Raw genomic sequence first — 21,754 nt, forward strand, 5'->3', positions numbered from 1 at the left:
ATGGCTGTACAACCTGAGGGCACACCGTGCTGGGCGGACGCGATGTTCGCGGATGTCGAAGGCGCGAAGAGCTTCTACGGAGACGTGCTGGGCTGGACGTTCGGCGAGTCCGCGTCGGAGTACGGCAACTACACGCAGGCGTACGCCGACGGCAAGGCGGTGGCCGCCGTCGTATCCCCGATGCCCGGCGCGGAGGGCCACTCCGCCTGGTGTCTGTATCTCGCGTCGCCCGACGCGGCGGCGACCGCCGGAAAGATCCGCGCGCAGGGGGGCGAGGTGCTGATGGAGCCGATGAAGGTCGGCGACTTCGGCACGATGGCGCTCGCCCGCGACCCGAGCGGGGTCGTCTTCGGTGTGTGGCAGGCCGGCACCCACGAGGGGTTCGAGGCGACCGCCGTGCCCGGTGCCTACTGCTGGGCCGAGGTCTTCACCCGGGAGCCCGAGAAGTCGGACGCGTTCCTCAGCGGTGTCTTCCCCTACCGGATGAAGCAGATGAAGGACGCCGCGGTCGACTACCGGGTGTTCGACCTCGGTGCCGAGCCGGTCCTGGGGCGGATGAAGATGGGCGACGAGTTCCCGCCCGAGGCTCCGCCGTACGTGAGCGTGTACTTCACCGTCGAGAACTGCGACGCGGCGGTGGCGAAGGCGACCGAGCGCGGCGGAGTACTGCGGTTCGGGCCGATGGACAGCCCCTTCGGCCGGTTCGCCGCAGTCAGCGACCCGCAGGGCGCGACCTTCGCCGTGATCGACATCACGACGGTCGCGGGCGAGATGCCCGAGCTCGCGCCGGTGACCTGAGGGGCGTACGGGAGGACGGCGCACCGGTTCGGGGGGCCGGGCGCCGTTCCGCGTGTTCCGGCGGTCTTCCGGGGCGCCCCCGGCGCCGGGGTACGCCGGCCGGGAGGCGGTGACACACGGCGGGACCGTCTGCCCCGGCGTGCGCCCGGGGACCCGGCGCCGCGGACTTCGTCGGTTCCACCGAACTGGACCGCATCTGCCATGGAAAATCGTCTGGACAATTGCGCATGCGAGCCATATCGCCCTAGCGTGTCGCACATGCAGTCCTACACAATCGGCCAGGCGGCACGCCTCCTCGGCGTCAGCCCCGACACCGCCCGACGCTGGGCGGACGCCGGACGGGTCGCGACCCACCGCGACGAAGCGGGCCGGCGTCTGATCGACGGCCGGGATCTGGCCGCCTTCTCCATCGAGGTCGGCCAGAGCGGCAGCGGCGAGGAGGAGGCTCCGTACACCTCGGCCCGCAACGCCTTCCCCGGCATCGTCACCGCCGTCAAGCTCGGCGATGTGGCGGCCCAGGTCGAGATCCAGGCCGGACCGCACCGGCTCGTCTCGCTCCTCACCCGGGAAGCCGTCGAGGAACTGGGCCTCGAAGTCGGCATGCGGGCCACCGCCCGCGTGAAGTCGACCAACGTGCACATCGACCGCACCTGACACAGGCGCGCACCGCCCACCGGCGCCCGCGCGCACGCCCGGCCCGCGCGCCGCCCGCACCACCCGCACGCCAGCACCGCACTGCACCACCCGCACGCCCGCACCACCCGCGCCGCGCACCGCACTGCACCGCCAGCACGCCCGCACCGCCACCGCACCACCCGCACCCGCTCGCCGTCCCGCGTCCGCCGCGCCGTCCCCGTCCGGAAGGCGTCCGTCATCCGCCGACCGCGTACGGCACCTCCGCACGCACCCAAGGAGCCCGACCTCATGTCTCCCCTGTTCACCGGACGGCGCGGCGCCGTCGCCGCCGCCGCGACCGCCGCCCTGCTGCTGCCGCTGACGGCCTGCGGCAGTGACGACAAGGCCGCGGACGACAGCCCCAAGGCCACCGGTTCCGCCCCGGGCACTCCGAGGGCCGACCTGACGGTGCTGGCGGCGTCCTCGCTGACCGATGTCTTCACGACGGCCGGCGCCGCGTACGAGAAGTCCCACCCCGGCACGAAGATCACGTTCTCCTTCGCCGGTTCCCAGGAGCTCGCCGCCCAGGTCCGGCAGGGTGCCCCCGCCGACGCGCTGGTCACCGCGGACACCAGGACGATGGACACGCTGGCCTCCGACACCGGTACCCCGACCGTGATCGCCAAGAACCGCCTGGTCATCGCCACCGGCGAGGGCAACCCGGAGAAGATCGAGAACCTCAAGGACCTCGCCGACACCGACCTGAAGGTCGTCCTCGCCGCCCCCGAGGTGCCCGTCGGCCGGTACAGCAAGCAGATCCTGGACGCCCAGAAGATCGACGTGAAGCCGGTCTCCCAGGAGCCCAACGTCCGCGCCGTCCTCAGCAAGGTCGAGCTGGGCGAGGCCGACGCGGGGCTCGTCTACCGGACGGACGCCGCCACGGTCACCGGCAAGGTCGACGCGATCGAGATCCCCGACGGGCAGAACGCCGTCGCCTCCTACCCGGCCGCCACCCTGAAGGCCTCCGAGCACACGGAGGCGGCGGCGGCGTTCGTCGCCTGGCTGTCCACGCCGGAGGCCCAGAAGATCCTCCAGGGTGCGGGCTTCCAGCAGCCGTGACCGCCGTCGCGGGCTGCCCGGCCACCGGCGACGGGCGGCCCGCACCACGCACGTCGAGGACCGGACCAGGGGTCAGCCAGTCATGAAACGTCTCCGCGGCCGCGCGCCGGGCTCCCGCGCCCCGCTCGTCCTGGCCGTGCCCGCGCTGCTCGCCGTGGCGTTCCTGATGATGCCGCTGATCGGCATCCTGGCCCGCACGTCCTGGGGCGACCTCGGCGCACATCTGACCGCCGGGGGGACCACGCAGGCGCTCAGGCTGTCGCTCCTCGTGTCGCTGTGGGCGCTCGGCCTCTCGCTCGTGCTCGGGGTGCCGCTGGCGTGGCTGCTGGCCCGGGTGCCCTTCCCCGGCAAGGCGTTCGTCCGCTCGCTGGTCCTGCTGCCGATGGTCCTGCCGCCCACGGTCGGCGGGGTGGCGCTGCTCCTGGCCTTCGGCCGGCGCGGGCTGCTCGGCCCCTGGCTGGAGGACACCTTCGGCATCACGCTGCCCTTCCACACCTCGGGGGCGGTGCTCGCCGCCACGTTCGTCGCGATGCCGTTCCTCGTCATCAGCCTCGAAGGCGCGCTGGGCGGTCTGCGCCCCCGGTACGAGGAGACCGCGGCGTCCCTCGGCGCCTCGCCGGTACGGGTGTTCCTCACCGTCACGCTGCCCATGGTCGCCCCCGGACTGATCGCCGGAGCCGCGCTGACCTGGGCGCGGGCGCTCGGCGAGTTCGGCGCCACCATCACGTTCGCCGGGAATCTCCCCGGCACCACGCAGACGCTGCCGCTCCAGGTGTATCTGCTGCTCCAGGACTCCCCCGAGGCCGCCACCTCCGTCTCCCTGCTGCTGCTCGCCATCGCCATGGCCGTCCTCGTCGCGCTGCGCGGCCGCTGGACCGGTACGCCGGGCGGCGGCGACCGCCCGCGTCCGCCGAAGGCCGTACCCGCCACGCACGATGCCCCCGGTCCGCTCCCCGGTCCCGCGCCCGGCCGGCTCCCCGCCGCGGTCCCCGCGCCGCCCCCCGGACCGCGGGAGCGCTGGCCGCTCCGGGCCGAGGTCACCGGTTTCACCCGGCTGACCCTGGACGCCGGACCGGGTACCACCATCGCGGTCGTCGGGCCCAACGGCGCGGGCAAGACCACACTGCTGCGGGCCCTCCTCGGGCTCACCCCCCGCGCCCACGCCGAACTGCGCCTGGGGGGTGCCGATGTCACGGCCCTGCCCCCGCACCGCCGGGGCGTCGCCTGGGTCCCCCAGGACGGGGCCCTCTTCCCGCACCTGAACGCCCTGACGAACACGGCGTACGGGCTCCGTGCCCGCGGCGTCGCCCGGGGCGAGGCCCGGCGCGAGGCACAGGCCTGGCTCGACCGGCTCGGCGTCGGCCACCTCGCCCACCGCAAGCCCGCCCAGCTCTCCGGCGGCCAGGCCCAACGCGTCGCCCTGGCAAGGGCGTTGGCGGCACGCCCCCGGCTGCTGCTGCTGGACGAACCGCTCGCCGCCCTCGACCAGACCACCCGCGCCCACGTACGCCACACCCTGCGCGGCCATCTCGCGGACTTCGGCGGTGTCTGCCTGATCGTCACCCACGACCCGGTCGAGGCGGTCTCGCTGGCCGACCGGGTCCTCGTCCTCGAAGAGGGCCGTGCGCTCCAGGACGAGCCGCCCGGCGAGGTGGCCCGCAACCCCCGTTCCCCGTGGGTCGCGCGCATGCTCGGCCGCAACGCCTGGCCCGGCACCGCCACCGCCGACGGCCTCGCCCTGCCCGGCGGTGGGCTCCTCGTCGTCGCCGACCCGCTCCCCGCGGGCACCGAGGCGCTCGCGATCATCGCGCCGGAAGCCGTCTCCGTACACCGGGACCGGCCCGGCGGCAGCCCCCGCAACGTCTGGTCCGGCACCGTCCGCGAGATCACCGGCAGCGGCAGCCGGCTGCGCCTGCTGATCACCTCGCCCGAGGCACCGGACCTGGTCGCGGAGATCACCCCGCAGGCCGCCGCCGAACTCGCGATCGCCGACGGCACGGAGGTCTGGACGAGCGTCAAGGCGACCGAGGTGACGATCGTGACGCTCTGACGGCACCGGCACCGGCACCGGCACCAGTACGGGAAGAGGTGCGGGAACGGGTGCTCGTGCCGGACGGGAACCAGGACCCCCGACAAGTGCGTAATAACGTAGGAAGATCGTCCGACTCGGACACCTGAGACAGAGGAAGACGGGGGCCTCCATGGCACTGTTCGGCAACGCGCACACGGTCAACCAGGGCAAGGCGCAGCAGGATTACGCACGGCTCCTGGGCCAGGGCGAGCAGGTGCACGCCGCGTATCAGCTGATACGGGACACCATCCTGTTCACCGACCGGCGGCTCCTTCTCGTCGACAAGCAGGGGATCACCGGCAAGAAGGTGGAGTACCACTCCGTCCCGTACCGCAGCATCACGCACTTCGCGGTGGAGACGGCCGGGACGTTCGACCTGGACGCGGAGCTGAAGATCTGGATCTCGGGGAGTGCCACGCCGATCCAGAAGACGTTCACCAAGGGGGTCGACATCTACGAGGTGCAGGCGATCCTGACCCAGTTCGTGGCCCGGTAGACCCGTGCCCGCCCGTCACGTGCCCGGCCGTCACGCACCCCGTCAGAGCGTGGGCCGCAGCCGGGCCGTGGCGGCCTGCCGCCCGGTCTTCGCACGCAGCGTGGCCACCTTCTCCCGCAGCACGGGCAGCAGCTCGTACAGCACCTCACCGGGACAGCTGGTCCCGTAGCTGTCCCGGTGCCCCGAGATGACCGTCAGCCGGGCCGCCTCGCCCTTGTCGTACAGGCTCTCGTCGTTCGTCGAGACGAGTTCCACCGTCCCGCGCGGATCGATGCCGGGCCGCAGCTTCCAGGCGGCCACCTTGGCGATCCCGTCGGCGAGCGCCTTCGGCACCGTCGTCCCGGGCCCGAAACTGCCGAGGGCGGCGATGCCCACGGTGTCGGCGTTGAACCCCTTGGTGTGCGCCCCGCGCACCGGCCGCCCGACGCCGCCCGCGCGCCCCTCGTAGATGGTTCCGCACCGGTCGACGACGAAGTTGTAGCCGATGTCGTCCCAGCCCTCGCCCCGGATGTGTTCCGCCTGCACGGCCCGGATCAGGTCCGGGGCGTCGGCGCAGTCGTACCCGTTGGAGTTCCCGGTGTGGTGGACGAACACCGCCTTCGCCGCCCCCGTGTAGTGCGGCCGCTCCTTGACCATGGCCTCGTCCGCGTGCCAGGCCGCCCGGCTCACGATCGCCGGCTGCGGCAGCCCGCGCGGTGGCACCGGGCCGATCGCGCTCTGCGCGGGCGGGACGAGCCCCGCCGGGGCGTCCCGGAACACCAGGAAGGCCAGCGGCAGGAGCAGGACGCCCGGGGCGAGTCGGCGGGACCACATGGTTTCCAGCCTGCGCTCTGGCCTCACGCTTCGCAGAGCGGTGTGCCAACCGGGTGAGAGCACCCCGCACACCCGCGCCCCGCACACCCCCACCCCCGCACCACCCGTCACACTCCCCGCGCCCCGCGCCGCTCACCAGGGGTCGGCCGCCTCCGCCGACGGGGACGGCGCGCCGGGCCCCGCGCCGGGCCTGCCCCGGCGCAGCAGCCGGAAGGCCAGCAGGGGAATGTCAGCACGGACACCATCGCGGCACCGACCAGCGCGGCGCCCTCGCCCGCCCCGAGCACCTTCTCGTCCAGGCCGATCGTGGTGATCGCGACGACGAGCGGCAGACAGGTCGACGCGAACAGCGCCAGCGCCGGCCGAGTGGGTCCGCCCACCAGGTCACGCGGCGCGAGCAGATACGCCGGACCACCCCTGACCACCAGGAAGAGCAGCAGGAAGACCGGCAGGAGCAGCAGCGGACGGCCGCCGGCCAGGAGCGCGGCGAGGTCGAAGTCGATGCCGGTGACGATGTAGAAGAACGGCACGAGGAAGCCGAAGCCCATCGCCTCGATCCGGCCGAGGATCTCCTCACTGCTGTCGGGCACCGCCCCCTGGAGCACCAGCCGGGTCAGCATCCCGGCGGCGAAGGCGCCGAGCAGGGTGTCCAGGCCGAAGACATGGGACAGGCCGAGCATCCCGGCGAGCACCAGCATCACGAAGCGGACGGCGAACTGTCCACTGCTGTACAGGGTGTTGGCGATGATCCGGGCGAACCACGGCGGCCGGGGCCGCATCGCCCAGAACACCGCCCCGGCGGTGACCACGGCGAACGCGGCCAGCACCGCCCCGGCCGCCCCGGGGCTGCGGCCGCTGAACAGCAGGGCCATCGCGATGATCGGGCCGAATTCACCGACCGCGCCGAACGCCATCACCACCGTGCCGAAGCGGCCCTCCAGGCGCCCCGAGTCACGCAGGATCGGCAGGACGGCGCCGAGAGCGGTGCTGGTGAGCGCGGTGCCGATGACGAGGCTCTTCGCGAGGTCCGCCCCGGACAGCGCCAGGGCGGCACCGAGCCCGGCCACGAACGAGACCGCCCACGCCCACCCCGAGCGCCGCAGGGTGTCACCGCGGACGGCGCCGAACTGGATCTCGTACCCGGCCAGGAAGATCAGCATGGACAGGCCCAGGTCGGAGAGCGCGTCGATGACCGCGTCGTGATGGGCCCAGCCGAGCACATCGGGTCCGATGACGATGCCCAGCGTGATCTCGAAGATGACCATGGGGACGGCGATCCTGCGCCCGACCGCGTAGGAGAGCAGCGGCGCGAGGACCGCCATGGCCATGATCAGGATGAGGGTCCCGGGGTGCTCCATCGCTCGTGTATAGCAAGAAAGTATCCCGAATCACCCGATTACCACCCCTCCGCGTCCGGCCCGGTCGGACCCGGACGGCCCCGGCCCCGGTCCCGCCCGGTCCGGCTCGATCCGGTCCCGCCCGGTCCCGCTCCTTCCCGCCCGGTCCCGCCGGGTCCCGTCCTGCCCGGTTCAGTTCGGCCCCGCCCGGTCCCGCCCGGTTCAGTTCGCGCAGTGCGTGTCCTGGGCCGGGCGCCGCCCGGTGACCAGGAATTCGCTGACCGCGCGGTCCCCGCACGCGTTCCCGCCGCCCAGGTACATGCCGTGCCCGCCCCGGCCCACCGTGACCATCCTGGCCCGCTCCCCGAGCGCGCCGCGCATCTTCAGGGCGCCGCTGTACGGGGTGGCGGGGTCGCGCAGGCTCTGGATCATCAGGATGTTGGACGGGCCCTCGTCGGTGATCCGGGTGGGGCTGTCGGCCGGAGCGTCCTTCCAGAACGCGCACGGCGTGATGTTCGCGGGCATCCCGGCCGTCAGCGGGTACCGCTGCCGGTCGGCGGCCACCGCCCGCCGGTACCCCGCGACGGACCCCGGCCGGCGCACGTCGTTGCAGACCACCGCGACCATCACCGCCGCGTCCTCGTCGGGGACCACCTGGACCAGGTCCGGCGTCAGGACCGGAGTCCCCCGCAGGTCGAGCGCCGCCCGGATCATCCCGGCCAGCGGAGCGAAGGAGGCGTCGCCGAACAGGGCGCTCTGGACCCCCTGGCGCAGCCGGTTGCCGGTCAGCGGGAGGCCGGGCACGTCCGACTCCCTCGGCTCCCGGTCCAGCTTCCGGGCCAGCGCGAGGACCAACGGCTCCACGTCCTCGGCCCGTTCGGCCAGCCGCAGCCCCGCCTGCTCACGGGCCGGGTCCGACGCCCAGGCCGCGAAGTCCGGGAAGCGGTCGGCGGCGCCCACGGCCATGTTCCGCATCCAGCTGTGGCCGACCCGCGCCGGGTCCGGGTCGCCGTTGGAGTCCAGGACCCAACGGTCCGTGTGCCGCGGGTACTTCTGGGCGTAGACCGCGCCGACATAGGTCCCGTACGAGCTGCCCCAGGCCGACAGCTTGTCCTCGCCCAGCGCCTGCCGGAACCGGTCGATGTCGCGGACCTCGTTCCGCGTGGAGAAGGAGCGCAGGACCTCGCCCCCGTTGCGGGCGCAGGCCTCGGCGACACGCCGGGACCGGTCGACGTTCGCCGTGATGTCCCCGTCCGCCCCAGGCCAGGCCCGCAGCGTCACCAACTGGCGGTCCGCGTCCGCGGTTCCGCAGCCGGCCCGGGTGCTGCCCCCGACACCGCGCGGATCCAGGCCCACCAGGTCGTACGCCCCCTCCGTGGCCGCCCGCAGCGCCTCGCCCTTCCGCGCCAGACGCTCCACGCCCGAACCGCCCGGCCCGCCGGCGATCACGATCAGCGTCCCGCGCCGTGCCCGGGGCCGGTCGCTGCGCAGCCGGGTCACGGCGACGGTGAGCGTACGGCCGTCCGGGTTCCGGTAGTCCAGCGGCACGGGCAGCTCCGCGCACTGCTGCCCCTCGGCACCGGTGGTGCCGTCGGGCAGCTCGCACCCGTGCCAGACGAGGGAGGGCGGAGCGGAGGCCGGGGACGCCCGGGGCCCGGCCTGGGCCACCGGAGTGACGGAGGCGGCCAGCGTCGAGGCGACGGCGGTGGCGGAGAGGGCCAGCAGAAGGGTCTTTCGCGTACAAGTCGTCATGGGGAAAGGGTTGTTGACGGTGTTTCCGTTTCCCATGCGGCAGGCCCGACAGCCGGGGTGGGGCTAACCCGTCAGGGTTCCCGTCGGGGTGGGGCTAACCCGTCAGGGTTCCCGTCGGGGTGGGGCTAACCCGTCAGGGTTCCCGTCGGGGCGGGGTGTCCCTCCGGCCCCGTCCGGCGCCCGTCACCCGTTCCCCCGCACCGGGGTGCCGCATCCCGGCGGCCGTCCTTGAATACGGAGTGTCCGGGGCGCCGCGCGAGGTGCCCCTCTCCGGGAGCGGGAGCCCCCTCCATGCCGTCGACACAGGCCCGCGGGCCCCGGTCACCGGGCCCCTCCGCCCACCGCCGTACCGGTGTACTGCGGCGGACCGGCGAATGGTGCGCCCGGCACTTCGTGACCGTCCTCGTGCTATGGCTGGCCGCCCTCGCCGGGCTCCAGGTCCTCCAGCACACCTACGGCGGTGACTACTCCGACGACTTCTCGCTCCCCGGAACCCAGTCGCAGGACGGAATCGACGTCCTCAGGGCGCACGCGCCCAGCGCCGGCGGCTACAGCAGCCAGGTGGTGCTGCACGACGGGACCAAGGCGCTCAGCGAGGTCGGCGGCCAGGTCTCCACGGCCGTCGCCGACCTCCAGAAGCTCCCCGATGTGCTCTCGGTCCAGAATCCGCTCCCGCCGTCCGGCTCGACCCCGCCCCCGCCGCCCACCGGCACACCGAACACCGGGCCGCTCTCCACCGACGGGAAAACGGCGTACATCACCATCCGGTTCAGCGTGCAGCCGTCCACCCTCGGCCCCTCGTACCTGGACGGGGTCGACGACGCCGTCCAGCCGCTGCGGGCCGCGGGCGTCGAGGTGGAGTACGGCGGGCCGCTCGGCGAACTGGCCCGGCCCGAGCCCGACGACCGCACCAGCGAGGGCATCGGCTTCGGCGTGGCGGTCCTGGTGCTCCTGATCGGCTTCGGCAGTCTGCTCGCCGCCGTGCTCCCGCTGGTGACCGCGCTGGTCTGCGCCCTGTGCGGGCTGGCCCTGCTGGGGCTGCTGGCCGCCCAGGCCACCTTCGCCACCGTCTCACCGACGCTCGCCACGATGATCGGCATCGGCGTCGGCATCGACTACGCGCTGTTCCTCGTCACCCGGCACCGGCAGAACCTCATCGACGGCGAGGACCCGGTGACCGCCGCCGGGAACGCCGCCGCCACCAGCGGGCGGGCCGTCCTGCTCTCCGGCTGCACAGTGATCATCGCCCTGTCCGGGCTGTGGGTCTCCGGCATCGGCTTCATCGGCAAGCTCGGCGTCGCCGCGGCGGTCACCGTGGTCACCGCCGTGATCGGGGCGCTCACCCTGGTGCCGGGCATCCTGGGGCTGATCGGGCGGCACATCGACCGGCTGCGGGTGCGGACCCCCGTCGCGGAGACCGACGCGGCACCCGGCGAGGAGGCGCACGGCGGCTGGCACCGGTACGCGCAGCGGGTGGAGCGGCGCCCGTGGTGGTTCCTGGGCGCCGGTGTGGTCGTCCTGGCCGTCCTCGCCTTCCCGGTCTTCTTCATCCAGCTCGGCCATATCGGGGACGGCGCCGACCCGAAGTCCTTCACCGACCGGCGCGCCTTCGACCTGATGTCCACCGCCTTCGGCCCCGGTTCGAACGGCCCGCTGACGCTGGTGATCGACCAGAGCCAGGTCCCGCAGTCCGACCGCTCCGCGCTGGCGGACCAGGCCCAGAAGGCGCTCACCGGGGTACCGGACGCCGCCGTGATCACCCCGCTCACCGCCACCTCGGACGGCGACGTGCTGACCGGCACCGCGTACTCGGTGGCCGCCCCGCAGGACGCGCGCACCACCGGCCTGGTGAACCGGCTGGCCGACGACGTCCTCCCGCAGGCCGTCTCCGGCACCGGGGCGAGCACCTATGTGACCGGCACGACCGCCGCCCAGGTCGACTTCCTGGACATCGTCTCCAGCAGGCTGCCCCTGATCATCGCGGTCGTCGTCGCCCTGGCCTTCCTCGTCATCCTGGTCGTGTTCCGCGGACTGCTCGTCGCCGTCAAGGCCGCCGTACTGAACGTCCTGTCGATCGCGGCCTCGTACGGGGTCGTGGTGGCCGTCTTCCAGTGGGGCTGGGGCGGCCCGGCGCTGGGGGTCTCGGGGGACGTCCCGATCGAGAGCTACGTACCGATGATGATGTTCGCCATCGTCTTCGGGCTCAGCATGGACTACGAGATCTTCCTGCTCTCCCGCATCCACGAGGCGTGGCTGCGCACCGGGGACCCCAGGGCGAGCGTGGCGCACGCGCTGGAGATCACCGCCCGCGTCATCACCTGTGCGGCGCTCATCATGGTCAGCGTCTTCGCGGCGTTCATCATCAGCGACAACATCGTGGTGAAAATGCTCGGCCTCGGGCTGGCCGCCAGCGTGCTGATCGACGCCACCGTCGTCCGGCTGCTGCTGGTGCCCGCCGTGATGACCCTGCTGGGCCGGGCCGCCTGGTGGACCCCGCGCCCGCTGGACCGGCTCCTGCCGCATCTGGAAGCGGAGGGGAAAGGGGAGGGGAAAGAGGCCCGGGACAGGCCCTGAAGGTGCCCCGGGGCACCCTCTAGGGTGTCGGGGTGCCCTCGCTGACCTCGCCGACCTCACCGGCCCCCGAACCGCCGCGCCCCGCCGCTCCCGGTACCGGGGAAGGGGGCGGACGTCCGGCCGGGCGGGACCACTTCTTCGACAACGCGAAGTACCTGGCCATCGTGCTGGTGGCGATGGGCCACGCCTGGGAGCCGCTGCCGGACAGCGGCCGGCTGGTGGAGACGGCGTACACCTTCGTCTACACCTTCCACATGCCGGTGTTCATCATGATCGCGGGCTACTTCTCCCGCGGCTTCGAACTGCGGCCCGAACGGGTGTGGAAGCTGGTCACCGGGATCCTCGTCCCGTACGCCGTCTTCGACATCGTCTTCGCGTACTTCCACCGCGCCGTGGGAGACCCCGCCGTCTCGGTGTTCCCGTCGCTGTTCGCCCCGTACTGGCTGCTGTGGTTCCTGCCCGCGCTGTTCTTCTGGCGCCTGTCCGCACCGCTCTGGCAGGCCGTCCGCGCTCCGGTGGCCGTGGCCCTGGGGGTCGCGGCCCTGGCCTCGATGTCCGTGGGCATCGACCAGGGGATGCAGGTGCAGCGCATGCTCCAGTTCCTGCCGTTCTACGTGCTCGGCCTGCGGCTGCGGCCCCACCACTTCGACCTGGTGCGCGGCACCCGGGCGCGCGTCCTGTCCGTCCCGGTGTCCGCGCTCGCCCTGCTCGCGGCGTACTGGGCGGTGCCGCGGGTGTCGACGCTGTGGTTCTACCGGCAGTACAGCGCGCAGGAGCTCGGATCGCCCGCGTGGGCGGGGCCGCTCGCGACGCTGATCCTGTTCGGCTGTGCCGTGGTGCTCGGCGCGTGCTTCCTGGCCTGGGTGCCGAACCGCCGGAGCTGGATGAGCGCGCTGGGGGCGTGCACCCTCTACGGCTATCTGCTGCACGGCTTCGTCATCCGCACCGCGCTCTACCGGGGCCTCTACGACGAACCGTTTCTCTCGACCCCCCTGGGTACGGTCGCGGTGACCGTGGGCGGCGCGGCGGCGGTGACCGTCCTGTGCACCCCGCCCGTCCGCCGGGTGCTGCGGCCGGTGGTGGAGCCGCGGATGAACTGGGCGCGGCAGCGGCGCGCCAGGACGGCCGCCTGACGTACGTCCGGCGGTCTCAGTCGACGACGCTCGTGGTGCCGAGCACCGCCGCGTGCTCCAGGACGTCCTCCAGCGGGTCGTCGATCTGGCCGGTGGAGATCAGCGCCACCTGAGGACCGTTGTGCGCGTTCGTGTGGGTCTCATCGGCGTACGCGGTTCCGGCGGCGGGAAGCACGGCGGCGAGAACCGTCACGCCGAGCGCGCTGAGCTTGGTCTTCATGCCGCCGATCCTCTCCCCGTCCACAGGGGCGACACCCGCGGTCCCACCCGTTCGGCGGCGCACTTGTTACACGGCGTCCCCCGTCGGTGTGAGCCCCTGCCGCTGCCACCGCGTCGTCACCGCCCCGCGGGCCCCGACAGCCGGACGGGCCCCGCCGGCCGGTGGCCCGATGGCCGGTCCGGCCCGCGGGGCCCGTAGGTACGGCGGCCGGGAGGACCCGGCCGGACTCACATCCGGCCGAGTCCCGGCGCGGGCTGCGGCTCCGAGACGGGAAGCGCCGGCTCCGGTGCGGGCGCCGGCGTCCCGAGCATCGCGGACGCCGCTTCCAGCGGGGTGAGCGCGGGGGCGGGCACGGCCGCCTGGGCCGTACGGCAGGTGAAACCGAGGCGGGTCAGCGCCCTGGTCACCTCGGCGGCGGTGAAGTCACGGCGGTCCTGCCGGGTGATCACTTCCCCGACCTGCTTGACGGGGTAGACGCGGCGGCTGATGACCACGGCGTCTCCGGTGACGGGTTCGGGCTTGATGCCCTTCATCGAATCCTCCACTTCGTTCTTGAACAGATCGAAGGGGAAGCGGGCGATGACACAGCGCATGGTGCCTCAACAGGGTCGGGTCGAGAGAAACCGGACGGGAACTGCCAGGGGAACTGCCAAAGGGAACTGCCAAGGGGACTGCCAAAAGGGAACTGCCGGTACGGGACGGCCGGTACGGGACCGCGTACGGACTGCCGGTACGAGACCGCGTACGGGACTGCCGGTACGAGACTGCCGGTATGAGACTGCCAGGAGAAGGCAGTGGTACGAAACCCGTCGCACGCCATGGCCCGAAGCCATCGGCGGGGATGGCCGGGTCCCGCCCGTCCCCGCCGCCTCTGTCCCGTACCGGCCGTGCCGTCGCCCGGCCGCCCGCGCGGCCCCGCCCGCTACGCGGCGCGGTTGTTCCGGCGCTGCGCGGCGGCCGCCCGCGCCTCCGGGGTGGGCTGGCCCGGACGGCGTCCCCGCGAGGGGGCGCCGCCGCCGCGCTTGGTGCCGCGGCCCATGAACGCGCCGCCGCCGCTCCGGGAACGCTCCTTGGGCGCCGCGGTGATGACGACGGGAATTCCCGAGGGCGCCTGCGCACCCGTGATCCGGCTCAGCTCGGCCTCACCGGAACGGACCTGGGCCACCTGCGGGGTGATCCCGGCATCCGCCATCAGGCGCGTCATGTCGCGGCGCTGGTTCGGCAGTACGAGCGTGACGACGCTGCCCGACTCACCCGCGCGGGCGGTACGGCCGCCGCGGTGCAGGTAGTCCTTGTGGTCGCTGGGCGGGTCGACGTTCACGACGAGGTCGAGGTTGTCGACGTGGATACCGCGGGCGGCGACGTTCGTGGCGACCAGGACCGTGACATGCCCGGTCTTGAACCGCTCCAGGGTGCGGGTGCGCTGGGGCTGCGACTTGCCGCCGTGCAGCGCGGCCGCCCGGACACCGCTGTGCAGCAGGTGGTCGGTCAGCTTGTCCACGGCGTGCTTGGTGTCCAGGAACATGATGACGCGGCCGTCGCGGGCCGCGATCTCCGTGGTCGTGGCGTACTTGTCGGAGCCCTGGACGTAGAGCACGTGGTGCTCCATCGTCGTCACGGCCCCGGCCGCGGGGTCCACGGAGTGGACGACCGGGTCGTGCAGGTAGCGGCGGACCAGGAGGTCGACATTGCGGTCGAGCGTGGCCGAGAAGAGCATCCGCTGCCCCTCCGGATTCACCTGGTCGAGCAGCTCGGTGACCTGGGGCATGAAGCCCATGTCGGCCATCTGGTCGGCCTCGTCGAGAACGGTGATCGTGACCCGGTCCAGCCGGCAGTCACCGCGCTCGATGAGGTCCTTGAGCCGCCCCGGGGTGGCGACCACGACTTCGGCGCCGCCGCGCAGCGCGCTGGCCTGCCGGCCGATCGACATGCCGCCGACGACGGTGGCCAGGCGCAGCTTGAGCGAGCGGGCGTACGGGGTCAGCGCGTCGGTGACCTGCTGGGCCAGTTCCCGGGTGGGGACCAGGACCAGCGCCAGCGGGCGGCGGGCGTCGGCGCGCCGGCCCTCGGTACGGGCCAGCAGGGCCAGGCCGAAGGCGAGCGTCTTGCCCGAGCCGGTCCGGCCGCGGCCCAGGACGTCCCGGCCTGCCAGCGAGTTCGGCAGGGTGGCCGCCTGGATGGGGAACGGGACCGTCATGCCCTCGGCGACGAGAGCCGCCTTGAGCGCCGCCGGCATGTCCAGCTCGTCGAAGGCGGCCGCGGCGGGCAGCGCCGGAGTGATGGTGACCGGCAGGGCGAATTCCCCCTGCTTCGCGGCGGGCCGGCGGCCAAAGCCGCCGGAACGCTTGGGTCCGCCGCCGGAACGCTGCGGCGCGCCGCCGGAGTACCTGGACGCACCTCCGGTGCGGCTGCCGGTGGAACCGCCCGAGCGGGTCCGGGAATATCGGTCGTTCGAGCGGGGTGCGCGTTCGCGGTTCATGCAGAACCTTTCCTCGATGCGGGGCACGTATCGAGGGATTCTTTTTGTGCGGGAGCCCGGAAACAGCACCCAGAATCGCAAGAACGAGCCGATGAAATGACAAAAGAAAACGAAGCCCTGCCGCCGGGAATCACCGCACCGGACATGGCTTCGGCCGGGGACGCGCCAGGCGTGCCCCGGAAACGACAACGAGCCGGGGCCCGCACCCCAAGGTGCGGGCCCCAGCTGCGCAGTACAACCTGAGTGATCAGGCGGGGGTGATGTTCTCGGCCTGCGGGCCCTTCTGGCCCTGCGTGACGTCGAAGTTCACCTTCTGGCCTTCCTGGAGCTCACGGAAGCCCTGGGCGGCGATGTTCGAGTAGTGGGCGAAGACGTCGGCGCCGCCGCCGTCCTGCTCGATGAATCCGAAGCCCTTTTCCGCGTTGAACCACTTCACGGTGCCAGTAGCCATGTCATATCTCCTTCGGGGCAGTGCCCGTGGGCCCACACTGTGCGAGCCCCACGTCGCCGCGATGATTACCCCGTCCGGAAAGCACCGGAAATACAAAAGCGCACTCTCCGACACAGAACCGGCGAGAGCACTTGAAGTTTTGGGAACCACAACTGCAACTGAGATCAACCGTAGCACGGTGCGAGGGGAAGAGGGCTGTACGTAATATCACTCCGCCGCGCGGAACATAAACCCTCCCCGCGCATTGCACAGAATCCTGTGCTCGCGAATACAGATATGTTCAGGAGCCGGCCGGCCGCCGCAGCTCCTCGTTGAGGCGCAGCGCCTCTTCGAGCTGGTCCTCCAGGATGACGATGCGGCAGGCTGCCTCGATCGGCGTTCCGGCGTCGACCAGCTCACGGGCGCGGGCGGCGATGCGCAACTGGTAGCGGGAGTAGCGGCGGTGGCCGCCCTCGGAACGCAGCGGGGTGATCAGGCGGGCCTCGCCGATCGCCCGCAGGAAACCCGGTGTCGCACCGATCATCTCCGCGGCGCGCCCCATGGTGTACGCGGGGTAGTCGTCGTCATCGAGCCGATCGGTGGCGTGCGAGGGGGTTTCCGGGGGCATCTGCACCTCTTCTGTCACACATGTTTCCGCGGCGCATGACAGGGGGCCCGGCGCCGTACGCCTCCAGGGTGTCCCACTGCCGCGTACCGCTGTTTTAGCTTGACCGCACAAGAAACCCTAATCGTACGAGAACGCCATGTCTATCGCGGCCAGAACAGATTTCCCGCGCCGGGGACGGGACGGCCGGAGGTCCGCTCAACGCAGCTGACCGACCGGTCAGTTGTCGCCAGGTGAAGCAAGGGTCATAATGCACGCGTAGCCCTTCACGCATCCCCCGTCGTGAAGGGCTACACCCATGTTCGGCCGGAACAAACGGAGTTCAAGATTCCGGATATCTCGCGCCGACGCGCCTCCCGGAGACGGTCCGCGTGCCACCGGAGCGCCGCGCCGCACGCGCCGCGCAATACTCCGGCGGCCCGAGGAATCATGGGCAAGGGACTCCCCTCGTGGTCCCCTGCCCATGTTTTTTCGAGTTAACAGTGACGTAGAGTGTTTACGCAAGCTCACTTCCGGCTCCGGAGTGGATTGGTCCGCTTCGTCACCCGCGCTGCGGGATCCCTGTCGGGGTTGGTTACAGTACGAGCCCGTTGACCGAATCGAACACCGCGCAGCGCACGACCGAGCGCCCCGCGGCGGACGTGATCGTGGGGGCCCGGATGGCAATGGACAACGGTGAAGAGCGCACACCGGAACTGAAGTCATTGCGCCAGAAGGTCGAGTACATGGTCGAGAAGACCTTCCCCGGCCAGAAGATCTCGGGCCGGGTCTTCGCGGAGCTGGTCAGGGAGCGCGGCGGGTCGCTCTCGCACAGCTACTTCTCCAACATCCTCGCCGGCAAGGTCACCCAGCCGTCCGAGGAGATCCTCAAGGCGCTCGGCCTGGGGTTCGGCGTGGACTGGCACTTCTTCAAGGAGGAGTCCGACGTCGTCGACGACGTCGTGGCCGGGCTGCAGTTCCTCGCCAAGCGGCGCACGGGGGAGATCAGCGGGCTGGCGGGACGGGGAATCGGCGACGGCGGGCTCTCCCCGGAGCTGCTGCAGTTCGCGCTGTCGCTGCTGGAGGACGCCCCCCGGAGCGGAGACAGGGCTCCCGGGCACGGGGGCACCGGCGGCCCCGGCCCCGGCAACGCAGCGTAGGCGGCGGAACGCATGTCTCTGCGCGAACTGCGCAAGGAGTGCGAGTCGGGGCTGGCCGACCTGCCCATTCCGACCCCCTTCTCCCTGCCGCGGCTGGTGGCGAACATGGAGGCGGCACGCGGCCGCACCATCCGCCTGCACGAGATGCCGGACCGTCTGGCGCGCGTCAACGCCGCCTGCGGACTGCGCCTGAAGGCGGGCGACACCAGCTTCGTGCTCTACCGGCGGCGGCCGTCCGCGTACCAGACCCAGCACGTCATCCTGCACGAGCTGTGCCATGAGTGGTTCGACCACGGGACGTCGCTCTCCGCGGACCAGCTCCGCACGCTTCTCCCGGTCTTCGACACCTCGCTGATCGCCCGGATGGTCCCGACCGCGGTCGCCGACGCGCTCCGGGCCGACGGCAGCACGGTCCAGGCCCGCGCCCAGTACGACACCCATGACGAGCGCATGGCGGAATTCGGTGCCTCGCTGATCCCCCGGATGGCCAGGGACATGACCACCGATGACATGGTGGGGCGGCTGGCCAACTCCCTGTCCCGCCCCGTGGCGCACCGCCGCCGCGGCCTGTCACGACGCCCGGACGGCACATGACTCCGTTTCGCTGACACGTGACATCACCGTCCGGCAGCCGTGTTCCCGCACGGGCCCCCCACGCCCGGCCCCTCGTGCCCGAGCCCCGTCCCGAGACCCGACCCCTACCCCGACCCCGAGGAACGAAGACCGCCGTGACCCCCCTCGATCTCGCCGGCTACCTGATAGCCGGCCTGATGACGGCCGTTGCCCTGTGGCGCATGCCCGCAGCCCTGTGGGGCGACGAGGAGGACAAACGCCGGCGGGCCCTGTGGGGCTGCTACGCCGGATTCGCCGTCGCCCTGTGGACCAAGACCCGGGCCGTCCGTATCGGCCTCAACAACAGCCCCGTGACCGACCTCGCCGTACTGATCAAGCACTACACGGCGACCATCGCGATTCTGGCCATCCTCAGCTACATCGTCGCCATCTACGGCAGCTACCCCGATGCCGACGGCGTCCCCCGGCACGTGCGGTTCGCCCGCCTCGTCCAGCAGATCGCGGCCAAGGCGTCCGTGGCGACGCTGATCCTGCTGACCGTGCTCTTCTTCACCGTCGTCGACCGCTCCGTACCCTCGGACCGCTTCGTCTCCGACCACGCCGGGCAGTGGGGCGCCACGCTCTACATGAGCGTCTTCTACCTCTACCTGGGCGCCGCCTCCGCCGTGTGCGCCTACCAGTGGGCCCTGGCCACCGCCGACGCGCGGCTGCGCCATCTCCGCGTCGGTCTGGGGATGATGACCTTCGCGATGTTCATCGGCGTCGGCTACACCGTCAGCCGGACCCTGTTCCTGTGGGTCAGTGTGGTGGACCGGCCGAGCGAGGACTTCGCCCTGCGGTTCGACGAGATCACCGAGGCGGCACAGCTGGTGCTGTTCGCGTTCTTCGCGGTCGGTGCCTCTCTCCCGGCCTTCAGCAAGGGCGCGCACCGGGCGAAGCTGTGGCGGGCCCAGGTGAAACTGCACGCGCTCTGGTACGAGTTGATGGCCGCCTTCCCCGACCAGCCCTTCGACCCGCCCACGTCGCTGGCCCGCGAGCTGACCCGGTTCGACACCCCCGCGGACCTCCGGATCGACCGGTGGGCCGCCGATATCGCGGACGCGGTCGAGAAGTTGCGGCACTATGTGCCCGATGCTCTGCTCCCGGCCGCCGCGCGGGCGGCCGCCGAGGACACCCGGGACCCGCGCCGGACGGGCCCGCTGACCGAGGCCTACTGGATCAGGGCCGCGCTCGCCGCCAAGGCGTCCGGGGCGCCCGCCGGGGCCGCCGCGGCGGTGGCGGCCCAGCACACCGCCGACCAGGACGGGGAGACGGCCGCCGACCAGGACGGAGAGGTGGCCCGGCTGGTGCGGGTCGCCGACGCCTGCCGGACCGTCACCGAAGCACGTGTCCGCCGGCTCCTGCCGTCCGCGGGAGTACCGGCCCCATCCGCGCAGGAGCAGGGAAAGACAGCGAGGGCAGCATGAACAGCACCACCGGGAACAGTGCCGGAACGCGGGCGACCGCCCCCTCGGACCCCGCCGGCACCTCGCCGGCCGCCGTCCCCCCGCCGCCCCCGGCGACCGCCGCGGTCTCCGCGGCCCGCGCCGTCACGGACGCCCTCCAGCCCCGCAACATCCTGCTGGCCGGCATGCTCGGCGTCGGGCTGGCCGCCGCGGGCCACTGGACCGGACTGCTCTGGGGCTTCCTCGGCGCGCTCTGCGCCGGGATCGTCCCCGCGGGCTACATCGAATGGGAACGCAAGCGGGGCACCTGGGGCGACCGCCATGTCGTCGACCGCACCAAACGCGCCCCGATCTTCTTCGTCATCCTCGGCTCCGTCGGCGTCGGCTCGCTGGTCATGGTGCTGGGGCACGCGCCCGAGGGGATCCTCCTCGCGATGCTCGCCCTGTGGGCGATGACGATCGTCCTGCTGAGCGTCAACACCGTCTGGAAGATCTCGGTGGACTCGGCGGTCGCCTCGGCGGTGGTCGCCCTGCTCGCCGTGGTGCACTCCCCGTGGTGGCTGGCGGCCGGCACGCTGACCGTGGCCGTGTGCTGGTCCCGGGTGGCCCTGCGGTACCACTCGGTCGCGCAGGTCGTGGCGGGCGCGGCACTGGGCGCGGCCACCACCGTCGCCTACGCCTTCGGCTGACCGGCCCCTGTCCGTATCCCCTCCGGACGGGCCGTCGGCACGAGTGCTGAACGGCTCCCGGACGGGGTACGTCTGGTCCGTGCCGACTTTCGAGATCACCACCGCGAGCGCCGACGACATGACGACCCTGGCCGCGTGGGCCCATGACGAGGGCTGGAACCCGGGGCTCACCGACAGCGGGACCTTCTTCGCCGCGGACCCGTGCGGCTTCCTGACCGGACGCCTCGACGGCGAACCCGTCTCCTCCGTCTCCGTCGTGCGCTACGGCGACGGCTTCGGTTTCCTGGGCATGTATCTGACCCGCCCCCCGCTCCGGGGACAGGGCTACGGGATCCAGGTCTGGCGGGCCGGGATGGCCCGGCTCTCCGGGCGCACGGTCGGGCTGGACGGCGTACCGGCCCAGCAGGACAACTACCGCAGGTCCGGCTTCCGTTCCTGCTGGAGCAACGCGCGGTACGAGGGCGTGCCGCCCACGGACATCCCCGCGCCGCCGGGTGTCACCCTGACCGATGCCCGCACGCTGCCGTTCGGGCAACTCGCCGCGTACGACCGGCGGTTCTTCCCGGCCGCCCGGGACAGCTTCCTGGCGCCCTGGATCGCGACCGCCGGGCATGCCGCGCTGGCCGCCGTCCGCGACGGCGAACTCCAGGGCCTCGCCGTGCGCCGCCCCTGCCGGGCCGCCTCCCGCATCGGCCCGCTGTACGCCGCGTCGCCGGAGGTGGCCGCCGCGCTCGTGAGCGCGCTCGCGGCCACCGCGCCGGGCACTCCCGTGGCGATCGACGTCCCCGACATCAACCCTGCGGCGATGCGCCTCGCGGAACAGCTGGGCCTGACACCGTCGTTCGACACCGCCCGTATGTACACCGGACCGGAGCCGGTCATCGACCGGTCGGGGCTGTACGGCATCACCAGCCTGGAACTGGGCTGACCCGGCGCCCACCAGGGATCACGGGACAGCCTTCACCCCAGTCCGAGGCGCTCCCGCACCCGGCGGGCGAGCAGTTCGTACTCCTCGCGTAGCCGGACGAACTCGGCGGGCCTCGGTATCACCGTGCCGCCCGAGACGATCTCGTGCGGGCCGAACTGTTCGCGGGTGAGGTCGATGTCGACGCCCGCCCCGAACCGGTTCCACCAGTGGAAGTCCGTCTGCCGGCCGTCCACGTGCACCTCGCCGCGGATCAGCTCACCGCCGAGCAGGTCGTTGACCACCATGGCGGTCACCCCGCACTGGTCACGGGCCGGATTGTCCGGGCTCCACGAGTCCCGGTGCGCCGGCGTCGTGGTGTCGGCGTCCCAACTGGCGCGGATGGCCGCCTCGATGCCGGCCAGGAGCAGGGGAGCGGTTCCGCCCCGGGCTCCGGGGCGGTCTTCGGGGCGCATTCCGGGGCGGTCTTCGGTACGGATTCCGGGGCGTTCCTCGGTGCGGGGTTCCATGTCGCGCATCCT

Annotated in this window: 20 protein-coding genes and 1 pseudogene; 12 read left to right on the plus strand and 9 right to left on the minus strand. The window is 72.3% G+C overall.

Going from position 1 to position 21,754, the window contains the following annotated elements; translation table 11 throughout:
* From ACIGJO_RS09865 to ACIGJO_RS09885, 5 genes are all read left to right on the plus strand, one after another.
* A complete protein-coding gene (locus tag ACIGJO_RS09865; RefSeq protein ID WP_399954754.1) occupies nt 1–798 on the plus strand; it encodes a VOC family protein in 798 nt (265 codons plus the stop codon).
* 258 nt (nt 799–1,056) lie between these two features.
* A complete protein-coding gene (locus ACIGJO_RS09870) occupies nt 1,057–1,452 on the plus strand; it encodes a molybdopterin-binding protein (protein WP_399954757.1) in 396 nt (131 codons plus the stop codon).
* A gap of 270 nt (nt 1,453–1,722) precedes the next feature.
* Nucleotides 1,723–2,532, plus strand: a complete 810-nt coding sequence (modA, locus tag ACIGJO_RS09875; RefSeq protein ID WP_399954760.1) for a molybdate ABC transporter substrate-binding protein — start codon at nt 1,723–1,725, stop codon at nt 2,530–2,532.
* A gap of 82 nt (nt 2,533–2,614) precedes the next feature.
* Nucleotides 2,615–4,582: an ABC transporter permease gene (locus ACIGJO_RS09880; RefSeq protein ID WP_399954763.1), complete on the plus strand. Its 1,968-nt coding sequence runs from the start codon at nt 2,615–2,617 to the stop codon at nt 4,580–4,582.
* Between the two features lie 151 nt (nt 4,583–4,733).
* The gene (locus tag ACIGJO_RS09885; RefSeq protein ID WP_399954766.1) at nt 4,734–5,099 is read left to right on the plus strand and encodes a PH domain-containing protein; all 366 of its coding nucleotides are present in this window, start codon (nt 4,734–4,736) and stop codon (nt 5,097–5,099) included.
* A 42-nt stretch (nt 5,100–5,141) separates the two neighbouring features.
* Here ACIGJO_RS09885 and ACIGJO_RS09890 read toward each other — a convergent pair whose 3' ends face one another.
* From ACIGJO_RS09890 to ACIGJO_RS09900, 3 genes and pseudogenes are all read right to left on the minus strand, one after another.
* Entirely contained in the window at nt 5,142–5,912 is a 771-nt protein-coding gene (locus tag ACIGJO_RS09890) for a peptidoglycan recognition protein (RefSeq protein ID WP_399954769.1), read from the minus strand.
* Between the two features lie 132 nt (nt 5,913–6,044).
* Nucleotides 6,045–7,270 (minus strand): annotated as a pseudogene (locus ACIGJO_RS09895) (cation:proton antiporter).
* 201 nt (nt 7,271–7,471) lie between these two features.
* Complete coding sequence (locus tag ACIGJO_RS09900) at nt 7,472–9,001, minus strand: alpha/beta hydrolase (RefSeq protein WP_399954771.1); 1,530 nt, start codon at nt 8,999–9,001, stop codon at nt 7,472–7,474.
* Nucleotides 9,002–9,292: 291 nt separating this feature from the next.
* Here ACIGJO_RS09900 and ACIGJO_RS09905 point away from each other — a divergent pair, with 291 nt between their 5' ends.
* Together ACIGJO_RS09905 and ACIGJO_RS09910 are read left to right on the plus strand one after the other, a co-directional pair.
* Nucleotides 9,293–11,575: an MMPL family transporter gene (locus tag ACIGJO_RS09905; protein WP_399954774.1), complete on the plus strand. Its 2,283-nt coding sequence runs from the start codon at nt 9,293–9,295 to the stop codon at nt 11,573–11,575.
* 32 nt (nt 11,576–11,607) lie between these two features.
* On the plus strand, nt 11,608–12,708 hold the full coding sequence (locus ACIGJO_RS09910) for an acyltransferase family protein (RefSeq protein ID WP_399954777.1): 1,101 nt from the start codon (nt 11,608–11,610) through the stop codon (nt 12,706–12,708).
* Between the two features lie 16 nt (nt 12,709–12,724).
* Here the strand turns inward: ACIGJO_RS09910 and ACIGJO_RS09915 are convergent, their stop codons facing one another.
* The 5 genes from ACIGJO_RS09915 to ACIGJO_RS09935 all read right to left on the minus strand — a co-directional run bounded on the left by ACIGJO_RS09915 (nt 12,725) and on the right by ACIGJO_RS09935 (nt 16,465).
* A complete protein-coding gene (locus ACIGJO_RS09915) occupies nt 12,725–12,928 on the minus strand; it encodes a hypothetical protein (RefSeq protein ID WP_399954780.1) in 204 nt (67 codons plus the stop codon).
* 227 nt (nt 12,929–13,155) lie between these two features.
* On the minus strand, nt 13,156–13,521 hold the full coding sequence (locus tag ACIGJO_RS09920) for an SCO5918 family protein (protein WP_399954783.1): 366 nt from the start codon (nt 13,519–13,521) through the stop codon (nt 13,156–13,158).
* Between the two features lie 329 nt (nt 13,522–13,850).
* Nucleotides 13,851–15,407, minus strand: coding sequence for a DEAD/DEAH box helicase (locus ACIGJO_RS09925; protein WP_399954786.1), 1,557 nt, complete (start codon nt 15,405–15,407; stop codon nt 13,851–13,853).
* Nucleotides 15,408–15,654: 247 nt separating this feature from the next.
* On the minus strand, nt 15,655–15,858 hold the full coding sequence (locus ACIGJO_RS09930) for a cold-shock protein (protein ID WP_069572018.1): 204 nt from the start codon (nt 15,856–15,858) through the stop codon (nt 15,655–15,657).
* Nucleotides 15,859–16,138: 280 nt separating this feature from the next.
* A complete protein-coding gene (locus tag ACIGJO_RS09935) occupies nt 16,139–16,465 on the minus strand; it encodes a MerR family transcriptional regulator (protein ID WP_399954789.1) in 327 nt (108 codons plus the stop codon).
* A 662-nt stretch (nt 16,466–17,127) separates the two neighbouring features.
* Between ACIGJO_RS09935 and ACIGJO_RS09940 the strand changes: the two genes are divergently transcribed.
* The 5 genes from ACIGJO_RS09940 to ACIGJO_RS09960 all read left to right on the plus strand — a co-directional run bounded on the left by ACIGJO_RS09940 (nt 17,128) and on the right by ACIGJO_RS09960 (nt 21,236).
* Entirely contained in the window at nt 17,128–17,601 is a 474-nt protein-coding gene (locus tag ACIGJO_RS09940; RefSeq protein ID WP_399955652.1) for a hypothetical protein, read from the plus strand.
* 12 nt (nt 17,602–17,613) lie between these two features.
* On the plus strand, nt 17,614–18,195 hold the full coding sequence (locus ACIGJO_RS09945) for a toxin (RefSeq protein ID WP_399954792.1): 582 nt from the start codon (nt 17,614–17,616) through the stop codon (nt 18,193–18,195).
* A 134-nt stretch (nt 18,196–18,329) separates the two neighbouring features.
* Nucleotides 18,330–19,640, plus strand: a complete 1,311-nt coding sequence (locus ACIGJO_RS09950) for an MAB_1171c family putative transporter (RefSeq protein ID WP_399954795.1) — start codon at nt 18,330–18,332, stop codon at nt 19,638–19,640.
* A complete protein-coding gene (locus ACIGJO_RS09955; RefSeq protein WP_399954798.1) occupies nt 19,637–20,308 on the plus strand; it encodes a hypothetical protein in 672 nt (223 codons plus the stop codon). The genes ACIGJO_RS09950 and ACIGJO_RS09955 overlap by 4 nt, the downstream gene beginning before the upstream one ends.
* A 79-nt stretch (nt 20,309–20,387) precedes the next feature.
* Nucleotides 20,388–21,236 carry a GNAT family N-acetyltransferase gene (locus tag ACIGJO_RS09960; RefSeq protein WP_399954801.1) on the plus strand — a complete coding sequence of 283 codons (849 nt, stop codon included), beginning with the start codon at nt 20,388–20,390 and terminating at the stop codon, nt 21,234–21,236.
* A 32-nt stretch (nt 21,237–21,268) separates the two neighbouring features.
* Here ACIGJO_RS09960 and ACIGJO_RS09965 read toward each other — a convergent pair whose 3' ends face one another.
* Nucleotides 21,269–21,688 carry a hypothetical protein gene (locus ACIGJO_RS09965; protein WP_399955655.1) on the minus strand — a complete coding sequence of 140 codons (420 nt, stop codon included), beginning with the start codon at nt 21,686–21,688 and terminating at the stop codon, nt 21,269–21,271.
* Nucleotides 21,689–21,754 lie beyond the last annotated feature (66 nt).

The organism is Streptomyces sp. NPDC079020, from assembly GCF_044542225.1.
Classification (GTDB): Bacteria; Actinomycetota; Actinomycetes; order Streptomycetales; family Streptomycetaceae; genus Streptomyces.

What these genes read in the sequence shown, in the direction of transcription:
- ACIGJO_RS09865 (WP_399954754.1), top strand. Translation starts at nt 1, where the DNA reads ATGGCTGTACAACCTGAGGGCACACCGTGCTGGGCGGACGCGATGTTC.
- ACIGJO_RS09870 (WP_399954757.1), top strand. Translation starts at nt 1,057, where the DNA reads ATGCAGTCCTACACAATCGGCCAGGCGGCACGCCTCCTCGGCGTCAGC.
- modA (WP_399954760.1), top strand. Translation starts at nt 1,723, where the DNA reads ATGTCTCCCCTGTTCACCGGACGGCGCGGCGCCGTCGCCGCCGCCGCG.
- ACIGJO_RS09880 (WP_399954763.1), top strand. Translation starts at nt 2,615, where the DNA reads ATGAAACGTCTCCGCGGCCGCGCGCCGGGCTCCCGCGCCCCGCTCGTC.
- ACIGJO_RS09885 (WP_399954766.1), top strand. Translation starts at nt 4,734, where the DNA reads ATGGCACTGTTCGGCAACGCGCACACGGTCAACCAGGGCAAGGCGCAG.
- ACIGJO_RS09890 (WP_399954769.1), bottom strand. Translation starts at nt 5,912, where the DNA reads ATGTGGTCCCGCCGACTCGCCCCGGGCGTCCTGCTCCTGCCGCTGGCC.
- ACIGJO_RS09900 (WP_399954771.1), bottom strand. Translation starts at nt 9,001, where the DNA reads ATGACGACTTGTACGCGAAAGACCCTTCTGCTGGCCCTCTCCGCCACC.
- ACIGJO_RS09905 (WP_399954774.1), top strand. Translation starts at nt 9,293, where the DNA reads ATGCCGTCGACACAGGCCCGCGGGCCCCGGTCACCGGGCCCCTCCGCC.
- ACIGJO_RS09915 (WP_399954780.1), bottom strand. Translation starts at nt 12,928, where the DNA reads ATGAAGACCAAGCTCAGCGCGCTCGGCGTGACGGTTCTCGCCGCCGTG.
- ACIGJO_RS09920 (WP_399954783.1), bottom strand. Translation starts at nt 13,521, where the DNA reads ATGCGCTGTGTCATCGCCCGCTTCCCCTTCGATCTGTTCAAGAACGAA.
- ACIGJO_RS09925 (WP_399954786.1), bottom strand. Translation starts at nt 15,407, where the DNA reads ATGAACCGCGAACGCGCACCCCGCTCGAACGACCGATATTCCCGGACC.
- ACIGJO_RS09930 (WP_069572018.1), bottom strand. Translation starts at nt 15,858, where the DNA reads ATGGCTACTGGCACCGTGAAGTGGTTCAACGCGGAAAAGGGCTTCGGA.
- ACIGJO_RS09935 (WP_399954789.1), bottom strand. Translation starts at nt 16,465, where the DNA reads ATGCCCCCGGAAACCCCCTCGCACGCCACCGATCGGCTCGATGACGAC.
- ACIGJO_RS09940 (WP_399955652.1), top strand. Translation starts at nt 17,128, where the DNA reads ATGGACAACGGTGAAGAGCGCACACCGGAACTGAAGTCATTGCGCCAG.
- ACIGJO_RS09945 (WP_399954792.1), top strand. Translation starts at nt 17,614, where the DNA reads ATGTCTCTGCGCGAACTGCGCAAGGAGTGCGAGTCGGGGCTGGCCGAC.
- ACIGJO_RS09955 (WP_399954798.1), top strand. Translation starts at nt 19,637, where the DNA reads ATGAACAGCACCACCGGGAACAGTGCCGGAACGCGGGCGACCGCCCCC.
- ACIGJO_RS09965 (WP_399955655.1), bottom strand. Translation starts at nt 21,688, where the DNA reads ATGCGCCCCGAAGACCGCCCCGGAGCCCGGGGCGGAACCGCTCCCCTG.